Source organism: Anaerostipes butyraticus (genome assembly GCF_016586355.1).
Classification (GTDB): Bacteria; Bacillota; Clostridia; order Lachnospirales; family Lachnospiraceae; genus Anaerostipes; species Anaerostipes butyraticus.
Genome location: NZ_BLYI01000076.1, coordinates 1 through 16,435, shown reverse-complemented (window position 1 = coordinate 16,435; position 16,435 = coordinate 1). Strand labels below are relative to the sequence as shown.

General features: G+C 36.7%; 13 protein-coding genes. 10 read left to right on the top strand and 3 right to left on the bottom strand.

Annotation, left to right across the window (positions count from 1 at the left end):
• Window positions 1–54: 54 nt before the first annotated feature.
• The 6 genes from JMF81_RS16090 to JMF81_RS16065 all read left to right on the top strand — a co-directional run bounded on the left by JMF81_RS16090 (window position 55) and on the right by JMF81_RS16065 (window position 5,007).
• Window positions 55–1,217 (top strand): IS3 family transposase gene (locus JMF81_RS16090; RefSeq protein WP_201312442.1). Its coding sequence is split into 2 segments (ribosomal slippage): window positions 55–313 and window positions 313–1,217, totalling 1,164 coding nucleotides; the frame shifts between segments, so codons are not numbered across the junction.
• Window positions 1,218–1,318: 101 nt separating this feature from the next.
• On the top strand, window positions 1,319–1,663 hold the full coding sequence (locus JMF81_RS16085; protein WP_201312441.1) for a PadR family transcriptional regulator: 345 nt from the start codon (window positions 1,319–1,321) through the stop codon (window positions 1,661–1,663).
• A 1-nt stretch (window position 1,664) separates the two neighbouring features.
• Complete coding sequence (locus tag JMF81_RS16080) at window positions 1,665–2,039, top strand: DUF1048 domain-containing protein (RefSeq protein ID WP_201312440.1); 375 nt, start codon at window positions 1,665–1,667, stop codon at window positions 2,037–2,039.
• Between the two features lie 43 nt (window positions 2,040–2,082).
• Window positions 2,083–2,901 (top strand): ABC transporter ATP-binding protein, encoded by an 819-nt coding sequence (locus JMF81_RS16075; protein ID WP_201312439.1) that lies wholly within the window; start codon window positions 2,083–2,085, stop codon window positions 2,899–2,901.
• Window positions 2,894–3,694, top strand: coding sequence for an ABC transporter permease subunit (locus JMF81_RS16070; RefSeq protein WP_201312438.1), 801 nt, complete (start codon window positions 2,894–2,896; stop codon window positions 3,692–3,694). The genes JMF81_RS16075 and JMF81_RS16070 overlap by 8 nt, the downstream gene beginning before the upstream one ends.
• A 314-nt stretch (window positions 3,695–4,008) precedes the next feature.
• Window positions 4,009–5,007 carry a hypothetical protein gene (locus JMF81_RS16065; RefSeq protein ID WP_243282721.1) on the top strand — a complete coding sequence of 333 codons (999 nt, stop codon included), beginning with the start codon at window positions 4,009–4,011 and terminating at the stop codon, window positions 5,005–5,007.
• A gap of 458 nt (window positions 5,008–5,465) precedes the next feature.
• On the opposite strand, the gene drt2 is transcribed toward JMF81_RS16065, so the two are convergent.
• Window positions 5,466–6,848 (bottom strand): antiviral reverse transcriptase Drt2, encoded by a 1,383-nt coding sequence (drt2, locus tag JMF81_RS16060; protein ID WP_201312437.1) that lies wholly within the window; start codon window positions 6,846–6,848, stop codon window positions 5,466–5,468.
• Window positions 6,849–7,215: 367 nt separating this feature from the next.
• Here drt2 and JMF81_RS16055 point away from each other — a divergent pair, with 367 nt between their 5' ends.
• The 4 genes from JMF81_RS16055 (at window position 7,216) to JMF81_RS16040 (ending at window position 15,156) form a co-directional block, all read left to right on the top strand.
• Entirely contained in the window at window positions 7,216–7,938 is a 723-nt protein-coding gene (locus tag JMF81_RS16055) for a hypothetical protein (protein ID WP_201312436.1), read from the top strand.
• Between the two features lie 218 nt (window positions 7,939–8,156).
• On the top strand, window positions 8,157–10,712 hold the full coding sequence (locus JMF81_RS16050; RefSeq protein WP_201312435.1) for a type I restriction-modification system subunit M: 2,556 nt from the start codon (window positions 8,157–8,159) through the stop codon (window positions 10,710–10,712).
• A 1-nt stretch (window position 10,713) separates the two neighbouring features.
• Window positions 10,714–11,916 (top strand): restriction endonuclease subunit S, encoded by a 1,203-nt coding sequence (locus JMF81_RS16045; protein ID WP_201312434.1) that lies wholly within the window; start codon window positions 10,714–10,716, stop codon window positions 11,914–11,916.
• Between the two features lie 15 nt (window positions 11,917–11,931).
• A complete protein-coding gene (locus JMF81_RS16040) occupies window positions 11,932–15,156 on the top strand; it encodes a type I restriction endonuclease subunit R, EcoR124 family (protein ID WP_201312433.1) in 3,225 nt (1,074 codons plus the stop codon).
• A 231-nt stretch (window positions 15,157–15,387) separates the two neighbouring features.
• On the opposite strand, the gene JMF81_RS16035 is transcribed toward JMF81_RS16040, so the two are convergent.
• Both JMF81_RS16035 and JMF81_RS16840 read right to left on the bottom strand, forming a co-directional pair.
• Window positions 15,388–15,564 carry a hypothetical protein gene (locus JMF81_RS16035; protein WP_201312432.1) on the bottom strand — a complete coding sequence of 59 codons (177 nt, stop codon included), beginning with the start codon at window positions 15,562–15,564 and terminating at the stop codon, window positions 15,388–15,390.
• Between the two features lie 53 nt (window positions 15,565–15,617).
• Window positions 15,618–16,435: IS91 family transposase (locus JMF81_RS16840; RefSeq protein WP_201312431.1), on the bottom strand; the 818-nt coding region annotated here is incomplete at its 5' end.

Sequence of the window (16,435 nt, the reverse complement as noted above, 5' to 3'; positions counted from 1 at the left end):
GAAGTGCTATAATAAAGTTGTAACGAAAGTGGCTAATAAGATATACTAAAAACAATGAGAAAAGAGGTTCTTATCATGCCACAGAATTACACACAAGAGTTTAAAAAGAAGATTGTCCGTCTCCATTTGGAGGAAGGACGCACCTACAAAAGTATCACAGCTGAATACGGCGTCTCAAAAGCCAGTATCTCCAAGTGGTGCAGAGAATTCAGCGAAGAATGCCAGACAAGCCCGGAAACAAAAGAAGAATACGATTATATGAAAGAAATGCTCAAGCTCCGTAAAGAGAATGAAGAACTCCGCAAGGAGAATCTTTTCTTAAAAAAAGCAGCGGCATTCTTTGCAAAAGAAATCGATTAGAGGCTTATCGGTTTATCGAAAAATATCAGAAAGATTTTGGGCTTCGCTGGCTGCTGCGTCGGTTGAATATTTGCCCGAATGCTTACTATAACTACCGGAAACACCGGAAGGCGGATTACTATACCCAAAAATCTAAGGTACAGGCGCAGATCCGAGAGATTTACCACGAGCACAATGGAGTGGACGGATACCGAAGCATGACTGTTTATCTGGCTCGCAAAGGCTTCTATTACAGTCCGATCACCATTCATAAGTATATGAATAAAGAGATGGGGCTGTATGCGATTGTACGTCCGAAAAAGCCAGAATATATGCACGGGAAGCCACACAAGGTATTTGAGAATAAGCTGGCTCAAAATTTCACTGCTGAGCGGGCAAATCAAAAATGGTGTACAGATTTCACCTACCTGTTCCTGAAAAATGGAGAGGTACGTTATAACTGCAGTATTCTTGATCTCTATGACCGCAGCATCATTGCGAGTATAACGGATCGCCATATCACATCAGAACTTGCCATCCGTACTTTGCAGAAAGCCTTGGATTCGCAGCCGATGCGGAAAGGAGAATTACTCCTTCATAGCGATCAGGGGGCACAGTATACATCGAAAGCATTCGTTGCGTATTGTGAATCCGTTCATGTAACACAAAGTATGAGTAAAGCTGGATGCCCGTATGACAACGCACCAATGGAACGGTATTTCAATACCTTGAAGAATGAATGCACAAATCTATATGAATTTCGTACCGAGGAGGCACTCTATCAGATGGTGGAGGAATTTGCATATGTCACATATAATCATGTGCGCCCACATAGTTTCAATGGGTATCAAACACCATATCAAGCTCGAATTGCATAAATCGATATTTTTTAGCCACAAGTGTTACAAAAACGCTTGACCACAACATACTAAGTAATATATTGTACTGATACTAAGTAATACAGACTAGATGTTATTATATGGCAGCGGAGGTGAAAATTACGGAAAATATCAGAGAGATGCTAAAGGGAATACTTGAAGGCTGTGTTCTGGAAATTATCAGCCGAGAAGATACTTATGGATATGAGATTACCCGTCAGTTAAATGCTTTGGGATTTGAAGATGTAGTTGAGGGAACCGTCTACACGATTTTAATAAGACTTGAAAAGAATCAACTTGTAAATATGCAAAAAAAGAAATCTGAACTTGGTCCGCCGAAAAAGCTTTATTCTCTTAATGAAGCAGGACGGGAAGAACTTAAACTTTTTTGGCGAAAATGGGATTTTTTAGAATCAAAAATCAATAAGTTAAGGGAGAATAAATAAAATGAAACAGTTTTTTGACGAGTATTTCAACTTCAGCAAAATGGTAAAAAATAAACGTAAGTATAAAAAGGAAATGCAGAGAGTTAAGGATTTGCCGAAAGATTACCAGTATGTTTTTAAACAAATTCAAAATCATATGTGGAAATTTGGCTGTGGTTCAGGTTACGATATGATGGAAGTACAATGTGATTTGAGCGACCTGTTTGAAGAAAGTGCTGCAGACGGAAAAAATGTCCTGGAAATAACAGGAAAGGATGTGGCAGGTTTTGTAGATGAACTTTTGAAAAATACCAGAACCTACACACAGGATTGGAGAAATAAATTAAACAAAAAAATCAACAAAAAACTCAGGGATGATAAGAGCGAAAAATGCTGAAAGCATGATTACAGTTAAAAATCTTATATAGGGAGGAGCATTTATGAGCGCTATAGATATTCAGAATCTTTCACGAGATTATGGCGGCGGGAAAGGGATTTTCGATGTGTCAATCAGTGTTGATAAAGGCGAGGTGTTTGGCTTTTTAGGACCGAACGGTTCAGGAAAAACTACGACAATTCGTCACTTGATGGGCTTTATCAAGCCCAAAGTCGGCAGCTGTCAGATTAACCGAATGGATTGCTGGAAAAACCGTGATGAAATTCAGAAAAGCCTTGGATATATACCCGGCGAAATCAGTTTCTTTGATGATATGACCGGAAAGGAGTTTTTAAAATTTATCTCTGAATACCGCAGTCTAAAAAGGGATAATCGAATGTCGGAAATGATTGAGCGGTTTGAGTTAGACCCCAAAGATAAAATCAAAAAAATGAGCAAAGGAATGAAACAAAAACTTGGTATTGTTTCCGCCTTTATGCACGACCCGGATATACTGATTCTGGACGAGCCAACAAGCGGACTTGATCCTTTAATGCAGAACCGCTTTATCGAATTGATGGCCGAAGAAAAGGAAAAGGGCAAAACCATTTTTTTATCGAGCCATATGTTTGAAGAAGTAGAGCGCACCTGCGACCGTATCGGAATCATCCGCAACGGAAAACTTGTAACTGTTGACTCAGTTGAAACTCTGAGAAAACGTCATATGCGTTCATATACCGTTCACCTGGATACTCCGGAAGAGGCGGAAGCGTTTGCAAAAGATTTCGACGGTATCTGTACCGATAACAGCGTTACAGTCACAGCAAAGCGGGGACTGGAAGCAATCTTCATGGATTACTACGGAGGTGATGATCATGCTTAATTGGACTTTGTATAAAAGAGAAGTAAAAAACAGTGTAAAAATGCTTGTTATATTTGGGGCTGTCATCACAATGTATGTTGCTATTATTATCAGTATGTATGACCCGGAAATGATGGTGTCTCTGGACAAATTTTATGAACTGATGCCGGAACTTATGGCTTCTGTCGGTATGAGTGCCGGTGCGACAACTCTGATCGGATTTATGATTTCATATCTCTATGGTTTTATTTTACTCCTGTTTCCAATGCTTTTCTGCATTCTGCGCGGCAATGGTTTAGTTGCCAAATACACAGATAAGGGTTCAATGGCAACGCTCCTTGCAGCTCCTGTAAAACGAAAAACAGTAGCACTGACACAAATGTCAGTTCTTATAAGTGGTATTTTAATTCTGATGATATATGCCACGGGACTGGAGATAATTATCGCAGAAACCAGCTTTCCGGGAGAACTTGTGATTTCGGAGCTGTTAAAATTAAATGCCGCCCTGATGTGCCTGCATTTATTTATTGGCAGTATCTGTTTCCTCGCGTCCTGTGTCTTTTCGGATACCAAATACAGCATTGCCTTCGGAGCAGGCATCCCAGTGCTGATGTATGTTCTTCAAATGCTTGCCAATACCGGTGAAAAGGCAGAAGCAGCAAAATACTTTACTTTCTTTACCCTTTTTAATGCAGATGGCGTTGTCGCTGGCGAGAGCAATGCGATTATCGGTGCCGTTGTGCTTGGAATTGGAGCCGCTGTTCTTTATGCAGGGGGAATTACTGTATTTTGCAAAAAGGACTTACATATTTAGAAAATAATTATGAGTCATAAATGAAGATATGTGTTTGAAAATGGAATAGAGTATATATGAGTAATAGAAAAACATCGCAGCGATGCGGTGTTTTTTTATTGGGATGGATTTGATAAACCGGTTTATGATTCTTTGATTGGAAATTGAAAAATGCCATTTTCTGTGAAAATGGAGCAATGAAATAGAAAAAAATTTTGAAAACGCAGATGGTATTGTAATCAATTTAATAAACATGTAAGATAAAATATATATAAAATTGCAGCTGAGTATCTGATTGCTCAGAGATACAGAAATCATAGATAGAGGGTGAGAAAATGATGAAAAAAAAGAAATTGGGTTCAGTTCTGGAAAATGTAGGAAGTGCAGCAAAAGGATTGATTGATAAAACCAAGACGCATGCAGTTCAGGCCATGGATCAGAATAATGACGGGAAATTTGACATTTCAGACGTTTCAGTGATTGCAGGGGCTGTCGGTGATACAGTAAAGAAAAGAGCTGCTGCGGTAAAAGAAGGAGTTGAGGACAGCCATAGGCGTATGGAATTAAGGTCATTACAGCCTATTTTTTTAGATACCTTGGAACAAACGGAATTTTTGCTGTCTAAGTTCATTCGTGTCACGGAAAGAGATAAGAAATATGCGGAAAGTGATGTTTGTCAGGGATCCATTGGATTCTTGTCAAATAAGGGCGGAATCCGTGTTGTAAATATTTTTAAGGATTCGTTAAATGTATTTGGATTGCAGTTTTATCCAGATGCTGAGTGCGAATTTTATTATGTGAATCCTACAGATAAAAATACTTACATTGCTTTGGATGAGTACTTCAGTTATCTTAAAACGGTGCGTGTGAATGAACTTCAGCGAGTGGCACAGGATCTTGGAGCAAAACATTTCAGAGTGATTTATAAGGAGGAAAGGATATCTTTTTCTGAAACTAAGGCAAAAGCACAGGCAAAGGCAGCAGGCGTTGGAAATGCTGAAGGCGAGCATGATTTGTCAGAGGAGAAGTGTTCCGTCAATGATGTTGCGGCAGAGATGTTTATGGAAGGACATGCTCCTCAAGAACCAGAACTTGTATATCTTTTGAAAGATGACAATGTTCAAAATCTGATTCATTTGAGGATGAAAGGCGGAGACGGTTTCCATCATCATAAGATTTCCATTAAGCTGAGCAATTCTTCAGGACTAAAAGAAAGCGATGCTGTAAAGATTGATGCTTTTCTGAAAGGGATGAAAGTATCTGGCAATGCGACTGTTGTGAGTGAAGCAAAGAACGAATCCCGAAGATATTTTGAGTATGAAATTGATTTTTAAATTCAGACTGTAAACAGAGAAGAGCGGATGCCAGAGAAGTTCAGGAGAATCCACAATAAGTCTTCTTGTTTTGTATCTATTAGAATCGTGAGAACAGATAATACAACGATCGTGAAAGATAAATTGCTTGTTAGATAAAGCAGTATCTAGATGGAAAGATACCAAAAGAAAAATATGCAGACATTGCAGGATCGTTTTATTCTAAATATGCATATTTCATTGAACATACAAAATTTTATGATATTTTTACAAGCCACATCCCAGACTGTCGTACGGTCAATGTGGATGAGCTGGGAAATGAGGAAGAAAAGGAACGGGATTTCTATAGAATTTTAAAAGAAACATACGAACAATTAAAGATGGTGTAATTTATATTAATAATAAAACAGAAGCCAAGGTGTTTTGGCTTCTGTGAAATAAGAATGTAAAAGATTTGTCTATGATTATTTTATTCAGAATCACGTGAAATTATTTTTTTTGATTTGCCCCTCCTTAATGGCTTTAGCAATTTTTTGCTTATGACGCTTTATCAATGCATTTGTTTCTGCATCATTGAGTTTTAAGGTTGATTTTGCTCTATTGGCATAATCAATAAAAGTTTGCTTTTCATTATTGTGAGAATAAATACTATAAAGTTTTTTTGCAGATATATGTTTACCTTTAGGAGATGTCCAATTATTGTATCCAATGGTATGGGCTTTGCGGCGCATCCGGTAATAGTATTTAGTTATAGCACGTGGACGTATTTTAATATTCTTCCCATCAAATAGAAATCCTAAGTAGTTTATGTTAGATGGTTGATTGTTTTCATATACAATTCCATTTTTATAAATATAACAGGCTGACTTTTCCTTTTGCAAGTCAACTAGTCCTTTCATTGATTCTATATAGGAAAAAATAAAATTTGTGAATTGTTTAATTTCAATATCTTTTTTGTACGGTAAGATGATAATAAAATCATCTGAATAACGCATATAGATTCCGCCATTACTTGCTGCAAAGTGCTTAATGTATTTGTCAAATTCTATCATGTAAATATTAGATAGTACAGCGCTAATTGGTGAACCTTGAGGAATGCCTATTCCAGAAACATTCTTTTTTATATTGTTTTTGTTCTTTTGAAATTGTTCCTTAGTAAGTATTGTATCTTTGCTATTGAGTTTTTGGCGAATTCCTCTTTCTGTAATGCTTTCTTCAGCTGCTTTTACAATATATTTCCAATCCCAACTTGAAAAGCGAGTAATATTTTTGAAGACAGAAAAGTAATCCTGTGGTAAGCGTTTAACACCGAGAATTGTGCATATCATTTTCTTAAGATATTGATGGTCTAAATTGTCAAAGAAATTAGTAAAATCACCCACCAGGATAAAACATTGAGAAAATCTGCGTATTGCGTCAAAAGCATCTTTGGCAAAGTCAATATTGTTTTTCCCTAGATTATCTCGATAAGCGATAGCAACATCATTGATGTTATTTTGACATGCCCATATATTATATTGGTAATTTAATAAAAAAGCATATCTCTGATAAACACATCTATCCAAATGTGAACAGTAGTATAGTTCTCGGGGTTTTTTAGGTCCTTTTTTTCCATATCGGGAGTTTTTTTTGACAAAGTGGATGAATGGATAGAAACTGTGAGTAACTATTTTAGTCGGATCCATTACGTATTTTCTAATAGATGGCATAGATAGAGACACACGCAGATCAAAATGCGCATATGATTTGGTATCATTGTGGTGTTTAACAAAATCAACCCATTTTTGACATTTATGGTTTGAACTACAACTATGGCAAGATTTAAGTTGTTGGCATTGATTATATTCTTTTTGTGTTTTCATATTTTATCCCCTAAAATGCATCATGCCTGCTAACATGGGGGACAACATCCCTAAGTTAACAGGCAGGTACATGAACAGTATTGTCCTACGTGCATCTGATAGCATTCCATAGTATAATAACCATACTGGAAAGGAGTATCATGTTCAACGAATCCAACTTAGAATTGGTGGTTCTATGTGTAACGTTACTCATAGAATTATCAATTCGGTCAGACTTGACAGAAATGCTCCGCCCTTATAGCCATATGTATAAGGTAATATTATATTATACCTAAAGGTTTTTAAAGTCAAATTTATTGTAAGTAAGTTAAAGATTGAAGTGTAAAGAATTTATGCTGGTGATGTGTCTAAAAGAGAGAGTGGTATTATGGAAAACAAAGAGTTTATCAAAAAGGAAGTAGAAGATCTCAGAAAATATGTCTATAAAATAGTGGAAAATGTAGAGAATGTTCAAAACAAAGAAGTAAAACTTCTTTGTTATTTTTCGTTGTTGGAATCTTTTGCTCAGGATGTAGCAAATTATCCTGATGTGGGAATGCAGAAAATATTTACTAGATTTGTTATTCGATATCAAAATATATGTTCATATATTGAATTTGTTGATCCAGTTACTTTATTTTATCATGTTGAAAATGAACTCAATGGGGATGTAGATTTATCTGAATTTGTGGATGGAGGAGTTTATCATCCAACTGATCAATTTGTTAGAAACAAAGCAAGTTCTTTGTTAATAAAAATTGAGGAAGTCTTAGATAAAAGAAAAAAGGAAAAATTAGCATGGCAACACCGTTATGTTGATTTGTTATATCGGATGAGATGCAGGCTTTCTCATGAGTTTTCTTCTAACCATATCGCAACTGCCTCAATGCATAAGGAACCATATTATATGAGTGTTAATCGAATGTATCTTAAAGATGGGAAAGAAGTGAACGACAATATATGGGAACTTAATATACCAGTTGAATTTATAAAAACTATATGTTTGAATTGTATTGAAAATTATTTGAATGATTGCCTTAGAAATAATACCTGGCCAATATCAAATGATTCAATGGGAAGATTTTGTGAATTGTCTTGGTACAGCAGATAGGAAGGTATGAGGTATGTAGATATTTTTTCGATGAAAGAGTATAGTTTTGGTCTGTTGTGGGGCATAATTTGAGTATATGGGGGACTATGCTGGATGAGAAAAATTCTTAAAAATAAAAAAGGATTTTAACTGGATTTTCAAAAAATAAAATGAAAAATTGACAGCCTGCAAAGCAGTGGTTATAAATATAACTATGAAGATAAAAGGAGATAAAATAAATGAATAAACAGCAATTAGCTGCCAAGATCTGGGAGTCTGCAAATAAAATGCGTTCCAAAATCGAGGCGAATGAATACAAAGATTACATATTGGGATTTATATTCTATAAATTTCTGTCTGAGAAAGAAGTAAAGTATTTAAAAGAAAATGACTGGACAGAGGAATATCTTCCGGAACTTACAGAGGAAGATGATGAAACGGTAGAAAGTGTGCAAAGAAATATTGGTTACTTCATTTCGTATGAAAATCTGTTTTCCACCTGGCTTGCTAAGGGAAAGGATTTCAGTGTACAAGATGTAAGAGATGCACTTTCAGCGTTTAGTCGTTTGATTAATCCAACTCACAAGAAAGTATTCGAAGGGATTTTTGATACTCTGCAGACGGGTCTTTCCAAACTGGGAGATAGTGCTGCATCTCAGTCAAAGGCAGTCAGCGATTTGATTCAGCTGATTAAAGAGATTCCGATGGATGGAAAGCAGGACTATGATGTTTTGGGCTTTATATATGAATATTTAATAGGTATGTTTGCAGCAAATGCTGGAAAAAAAGCAGGTGAGTTCTACACCCCACATGAGGTGTCTTTGCTTATGTCTGAAATTGTGGCAGATCATTTGAAAGACAGAAAAGAAATCAAAATATACGATCCAACTAGCGGTTCTGGGTCATTGCTTATCAATATCGGTAAGAGTGTGGCTAAATTTATGGAAAATGAAAATAACATCAAATATTATGCTCAGGAATTAAAACAAAATACATATAATCTTACCCGTATGAATTTAGTAATGCGTAATATTTTACCCGATAACATTGTAACAAGAAACGCAGATACTTTAGAAGATGACTGGCCTTTTTTTGAGGACAGCGATCCGGTTGGAACATATAGTTTATTGCCGGTAGACGCAGTCGTATCCAATCCGCCATATTCTCAAAATTGGAATCCGACAGATAAAGAAACAGATCCTCGTTATGCGGAATATGGGCTTGCACCGAAAGGAAAAGCGGATTATGCATTTTTGCTGCATGATCTTTATCATGTTAAAAAGGATGGTATTATGACAATCGTTCTTCCACACGGTGTTTTATTCCGTGGAGGAGAAGAGGGAGAAATCCGAAAAAATCTGATTGAAAAGGACAAAATCGATGCCATTATTGGCTTGCCGGCAAATATCTTTTTTGGTACAGGCATTCCAACCATTATTATGGTGCTAAAACAAAAACGTTCTGCGAATGATGTTTTGATTATTGATGCCTCCAAAGGATTTGTAAAAGAAGGGAAGAATAATAAACTTCGTGCCTGCGATATTAAAAAAATTGTAGATGTTGTAGCACATCGTGAGAGTGTAGATCATTTTTCAAAGGTTGTAAGCAAAGAGGAAATCAGAGAAAATGATTATAATCTTAATATTCCAAGATATGTAGATTCATCAGAGAAGACGGAATCCTGGGATATTTATGCTTCAATGTTTGGAGGTATTCCTGCAGCTGAATTAGATGAACTGAAGGACTACTGGAAGGCATTTCCTGATTTAAAAGAAGCAATATTTGAACAAACTTCATCTGATTATTATAAGCTTTCTGTGGGCGAGGTAAAAAAGGCTATTAAACAGAACAAGGATATTTTGGCATTTGAAAATAGATATGCAGATGCTTTTTCTGGTATGGAGTCTTCTTTGTATCAGGAACTTATCAGTAATATTATGGTACTCAATATTTCTAAAACGGAGCAGCTTTTATCCGATGATATTTTTGATAGGTTATCCAATGTTCCATTGATTGATAAATACGAAGCATATCAACTTCTTGATGATGCATGGAGTAAAATTGCTGTAGATTTAGAAATGATTCAAACGGAAGGATTCGAAGCAGTAAAAAAAGTTGACCCCAATATGGTACTTAAAAAGAAGAAAAGTAAAGAAGAGGAAGTACAGGATGGCTGGATTGGCCATATTTTGCCATTTGATCTTGTACAGGATGTTCTGCTTACAGATATTAAAAATGTGTGGAAAGAGAAAGAAAATCGATTATCTGAAATTAGTTCAGAATATGAGGAGCTTGTGGATTCTTTAACGGAAGAAGAAAAAGAAGCTGATTTTATGAATGATGCAAAAGATAAATTTGTTGCTTCAAAATTGAAAAAGGCATTAAAGTCTGACAGTATAGAGCCAGAAACAATGGAGAAACTGCGTATCGCAAACGATTTGATTACAGAGGAGAAAGTACTGAAAGCGGAAATTAGAAAGCTCTCCGCAGAACTGGAAAGTAAAACAAAAGAAACCATCGAAAGCCTGTCAGATGAACAGACCTTCAATCTTTTAAAAGAAAAATGGATTACACCATTTATTGAAAGTCTGATGAAATTGCCGGATCATATGATAAATGAGTTGGTTTCTAAAATAGACTACCTTGCTAAAAAGTATGAAATAACCTTTGAACAGGTAGAAAAAGAAATAGAAGAAACAGAACAATCACTTTGTTCCATGATTGATGAACTTTGCGGGAATGAATTTGATATGGCAGGTTTAGCGGAACTAAAAAAAATGCTTGGAGGTGAATAATATGGATCAAAGGAAACAAACACCTCAAGTTCGATTTAAAGGATATACTGACACTTGGGAACAGCGTAAGCTTGGAGAGATATTTGTAGAATACTCTGAAAAGAATCATGAGGAATTACCGGCGTTAATGATTGTCCAAGGAGCGGGAACAATTATCAGAGATGAATCAGATAGGAATTTAATGTATGACAAAGCAAACTTATCAAATTATAAGTTGGTGAGAGAGAAAGATTTTATAGTACATCTTCGTTCCTTTGAAGGTGGTCTTGAAATGGCTAAAAATACAGGAATTATAAGCCCTGCGTATCATACATTACACGGAAAAGGCACTGATTCGAGATTTTATTATTCATATTTTCGCTCAAAAAAATTCATTGACTGCGATTTAAAACCTCACGTTTATGGAATTAGAGATGGACGAAGTATTGATATTGGGGGAATGAAAACCATACAGATTCCATATACAAATTTTGCTGAACAAAAAGCTATAGGTGACTATATCGAAAAATTAGACAACCTTATCACCATTCACCAGCGTAAGTATACCAAGTTGTTTAATTTGAAAAAGGCAATGTTAGAAAAGATGTTTCCTCAAAATGGATGTTTGTATCCAGAAATTAGATTTAAAGGATTTACTGATGCTTGGGAACAGCGTAAGTTGTCCGAATTGGCTGAAAAGACCTATGGAGGTGGCACTCCTGCTACATCAAATGAAGTATTTTGGAACGGAAATATTCCGTGGATACAATCCTCTGACGTAGTTGACGGAAAGTTGTTTGGGGTAGAACCGAGAAAGCATATAACACAGGAAGGGTTAAATAATTCTGCGACTCAACTTGTACCCCAAAATTCAATAGCAATCATTACCCGTGTAGGTGTCGGAAAGCTTGCGTTTATGCCATTTCCTTATACAACAAGTCAGGATTTTCTGTCGTTAAGCAAGCTAAATACTGAACCTTTTTTCACTGTTTATGCTTGCTACAAAAAGCTACAATCAGAGCTTAATGCTGTGCAGGGTACTTCTATTAAAGGTATAACTAAAGACGAACTTTTAGCAAAAATAATTATGGTTCCCGAATATGCCGAACAGCAACAAATTGGAGCATTCTTCCGCAACATCGACAACCTTATCACCCTTCACCAGCGTAAGCTAGAAAAACTGAAACAAATCAAAAAATCTTGTCTTGAAAAAATGTTTGTTTAGAAAGGGGGAGTTTCCATGGCTTTTGATAAAGAATCAGATTTTGAACAGGCAGTGATAAAGCTGTTGTCACAAAATGGATGGAGCAGTCAGGTTTTAAAAAATTATAGTGAGCAGGATTTACTGAGAAACTGGGCTGATATTCTTTTTGAGAACAATAAAGATATTGACAGACTGAATAATTGCCCTCTTACGGACAGTGAGATGCAGCAAATTATTGAGCAGATAGAAACGTTGAAAACTCCTTTGAAATTAAATGGATTTATTAATGGAAAGAGTGTTGCTGTTGTAAGGGATAATCCAGACGATACACTGCATTTTGGAAAAGAAGTAAGCCTAAAAATATATGACCGAAGAGAAATTGCAGGCGGTGACAGCTGCTATCAAATCGTACAGCAGCCGAAATTTCCTACAAAATCTAAGATATTGAATGATCGCCGCGGAGATATAATGCTGCTAATTAATGGGATGCCGGTGATACATATTGAATTGAAAAAAAGCGGGATACCTGTCAGTCGAGCCTGTTATCAGATAGAAAAGTATTCTCATGAAGGTGTTTTTACAGGGTTGTTTTCTCTGGTGCAGATTTTCGTTGCAATGGCGCCGGAAGAAACCGTATATTTTGCAAATCCTGGGCAGGAAGGAGTATTTAATCCGTGTTATTATTTTCATTGGGCGGATTTTAATAATGAGCCTATCAATGAATGGAATAAAATTGTGTCTACGTTGCTTTCCATTCCCATGGCTCACCAGCTGATTGGATTTTATACGGTTGCAGATGATTCTGACGGAGTATTAAAAGTCATGCGCAGTTACCAATATTATGCCGCAAGTGCCATATCAGATAAGGTAGCAAAAACGAAATGGGATGAGAAAAATCAGCTTGGTGGATTTGTATGGCATACAACAGGTTCAGGAAAAACAATGACAAGTTTTAAATCTGCACAGTTGATAGCAAGCTCGAAAGATGCAGATAAAGTTGTATTTCTAATGGACAGAATCGAACTGGGCACACAGTCATTAAAAGAATACAGAGGATTCGCCAATGAAAATGAAGATGTTCAGGAAACAGAAAATACAGGTGTTCTCATTACAAAATTAAAAAGCAGCAATCCGGCAGATACATTGATTGTAACTTCGATTCAAAAAATGAGTAATATTAAAGAAGAAGACGGTGGATTGAATGAAAAGGATATTGAAACTCTGAATCAAAAGCGTATTGTGTTTATTGTAGATGAGGCTCATCGCTCTACGTTTGGTGATATGCTCATTACTATAAAAAATACCTTTTCAAAGGCTATTTTCTTTGGCTTTACCGGCACTCCGATTCATGAGGAAAATCAAAAGAAAAAGAATACCACGGCAACAGTATTCGGAAATGAACTTCATAGATACAGTATAGCAGATGGAATTCGTGATGAAAATGTTCTAGGGTTTGACCCTCATAAGGTGATGACTTTTAAGGATCAAGATGTACGAAAAGTAGTAGCCTTGGAAAAAGCAAAAGCTAAAAATGAGCAGGAAGCAGTTTCAGATCCTAAAAAGAGCAAAGTATATTATAAATATATGGATTCTTCCCAAGTGCCAATGGCGGGATACAAAAATGAGAGTGGTGCTTATATCAAGGGAATTGAAGATTATCTCCCGAATTCTCAATATCGAACAGAGGAACATATCAATACTGTGGTGAAAGACATATTGAAAAATTGGATAACACTCAGTCGCAACAGCAAATTTCATGCGATTTTTGCAACAAGCAGTATTCCGGAGGCAATAAATTATTATCGCTTGATAAAAGGTTCAGATTTAAAAGTAACTGCGTTGTTTGATCCGAATATTGACAACAATGGAGGTGCTGCATATAAAGAAGCAGGACTGGCTGAAATCATTAAAGATTATAATGTTCGTTATGGCCAAAGTTTTGGAGCTGCAACATTTGATAAAATGAAAAAAGATATTGCGGCACGTCTGGCACATAAAAAACCATATGAGCGAATAGAAAGGGAGCCGGACAAGCAAATTGATCTGCTTATTGTAGTCGATCAAATGCTGACAGGCTTTGATTCCAAATGGATTAATACATTATATTTGGATAAAATGCTGGAGTATGAAAATATCATACAGGCTTTTTCACGTACCAATCGTTTGTTTGGCACGGATAAGCCTTTTGGTACAATTAAATATTATCGAAGACCGCATACAATCGAAAAAAATATTGAGGCGGCTGTTAAGTTGTATTCCGGAGAAAAACCATGGGGATTGTTTGCACAGCATCTCCCTGAAAATTTGAAAGCTATGAATGACATTTTTGAAGAAATATCTGCATTGTTTTCCAATGAGGGAATTCATAATTTTGAAAAACTGCCAAAAGATATTGCAGTGCGCAGAAAATTTGCCAAATGTTTAAAAGAATTGAATGATCATTTAGAGGCTGCTAAAATCCAAGGTTTTAAGTGGGATGTTTCCAACTATAAAGATCAAGAATCGGGACAAGAAATTGATATGCTTTTTGATGAACAGCAATATCTGGTTTTAGTTCTGCGTTATAAGGAGTTGTCATCAACAGACAGTTCTTCCGGCAGCAGCGATGATGTTCCGTATGATCTTGTAAGTTATATTACGGAAATTGATACAGGAGTTATTGATGCTGACTATATGAATTCTCGCTTTGAAAAATATATGAAATTGCTGCAGCTGGATGGTACAACCAAAGAGTCACTCGAACAGGCTGAGTCAGAACTCCACAAAACATTTGCCATGCTTTCTCAGGAAGAACAGAAATATGCCGATATTTTCTTACATGATATCCAGCGCGGAGATGTACAGGTTGAAGAAGGGAAAACTTTCAGAGACTATATTGTGCAATACATGTCAAAAGCAAAAGATGATCAGGTGCACAGGATTTCATCTGCTTTAGGATTGAATGAGACCATGCTTAGAGAAATTATGAGTTTAAAATTAAATGTACATAATATCAATGAATTTGGCCGCTTTGATGAATTGAAAAAGACGGTTGATAAGAAGAAAGCAAAGCAATATTTTGAAGAAGCCGAAGGAAGAAAAATCATACCTCCTAAGGTTAACGTTAAGGTAGATAATTTGCTTAGAAAATTCATTTTATCAGATGGTGTTGATATTAAGCTGCCAAAAGATGTGGAGGCCAATCCTATTGATTATGCAGAGCACAACGATCAAAGTTTGCCGATGGTTGCTGAAAATACTGAAGTGTATAGTGAAAAATAAGATTATGTATGAACGATAGACATTTTTCTAAAAAAATCAGTACATATTTTTTAGAAGATGAGCTGACTTTGTTTCCTAGTGTAAGAGCCTGCAAAGCTTTTAAGGTTTTGCAGACTCTTATTTTTTGTTTTATAGGAAATTCCGTTTTTATGACAGCATAAAAGAAACACATGCCTATCGAACGTATGTTAGATAAATATGTGTTTGGGGATGACAAAGAGACGATGTGGGTCAGAAAAGATAAAAACCTTCTTCTCCGAATTCATCGTCAAACTCAACATCTTCGTTCAGGAAATAATCCATATCCAGAAGATCGTCCTCGCTCATGTGGCGAATGTCCTCAGACGATATGCCTTCTGGGGGATCATCCATATATTTTTTACGTAGTCTCTCTGTGTGTGGATCCATCGGTATCGCCTCCTTTGATAGGAGTATACCACAGAAAAGGAACTTTGAAAAAGCTAAGCAGATGACCTCTTTCCACGAGAACGGGACATGGCGTTCTCGTACATTTCTTTGAGAGATACACGTTTATGGTTGAAATAGAGTTCAAGGAATACCATTTTATGATGGCAGTCAGGGCATTCCAGAGGATCATAGCCAAAAGAATGCAGGATGGCCTCCTGCCAGCGATCAAAACTGCGGAGTTTCTTGTGCTTTTCTTTTGGTATGACGTGATACAGCTTACGATCGATCTTACGATGTCTGGCATACAGACCGCCATACCGGATCATCTTAAAATGCTTTTCCGGGATGTGGCGGATGAGGCGTTTTATGAAGTCCATGACAGGTAAAGTCTCCTCTATATATTTATCATCTTCATGCCGGTGATAGTGGAAAGAGACCGTATCACCGTCATAGTGATCGATCCTGGAAGCAGCGATGACAGGCCTGCCAAGATAACGGCCAATATACCTGGCGACTATTTTTGGGTTGCAGAGATTAGGTTTCGCATAGACATAGAAACCATGCACATGTTCGCTGTAACATTTGGCTTTGACTTTTTTAAAAGAAGGGCCGATCCTGACTTCCAGTTCATTGAGGAGAGCGGTGCGGAAAGCACTGCGGAGATAGTCATAGTTAAAGTGCCTGACATGACGCCAGGAGCCGTCATTACCGTGACCGCCTTCGGAGAGGAGGCAGTGGATATGGGGATTCCATTTGAGATCCCGGCCAAAAGTGTGGAGGACCATGATATATCCGGGAGTGAAATTTTTGGTCTGATTGAGCTTGAAAAACATACGGGAGATGACACTGGAAACAGAATGGAAGAGACAGT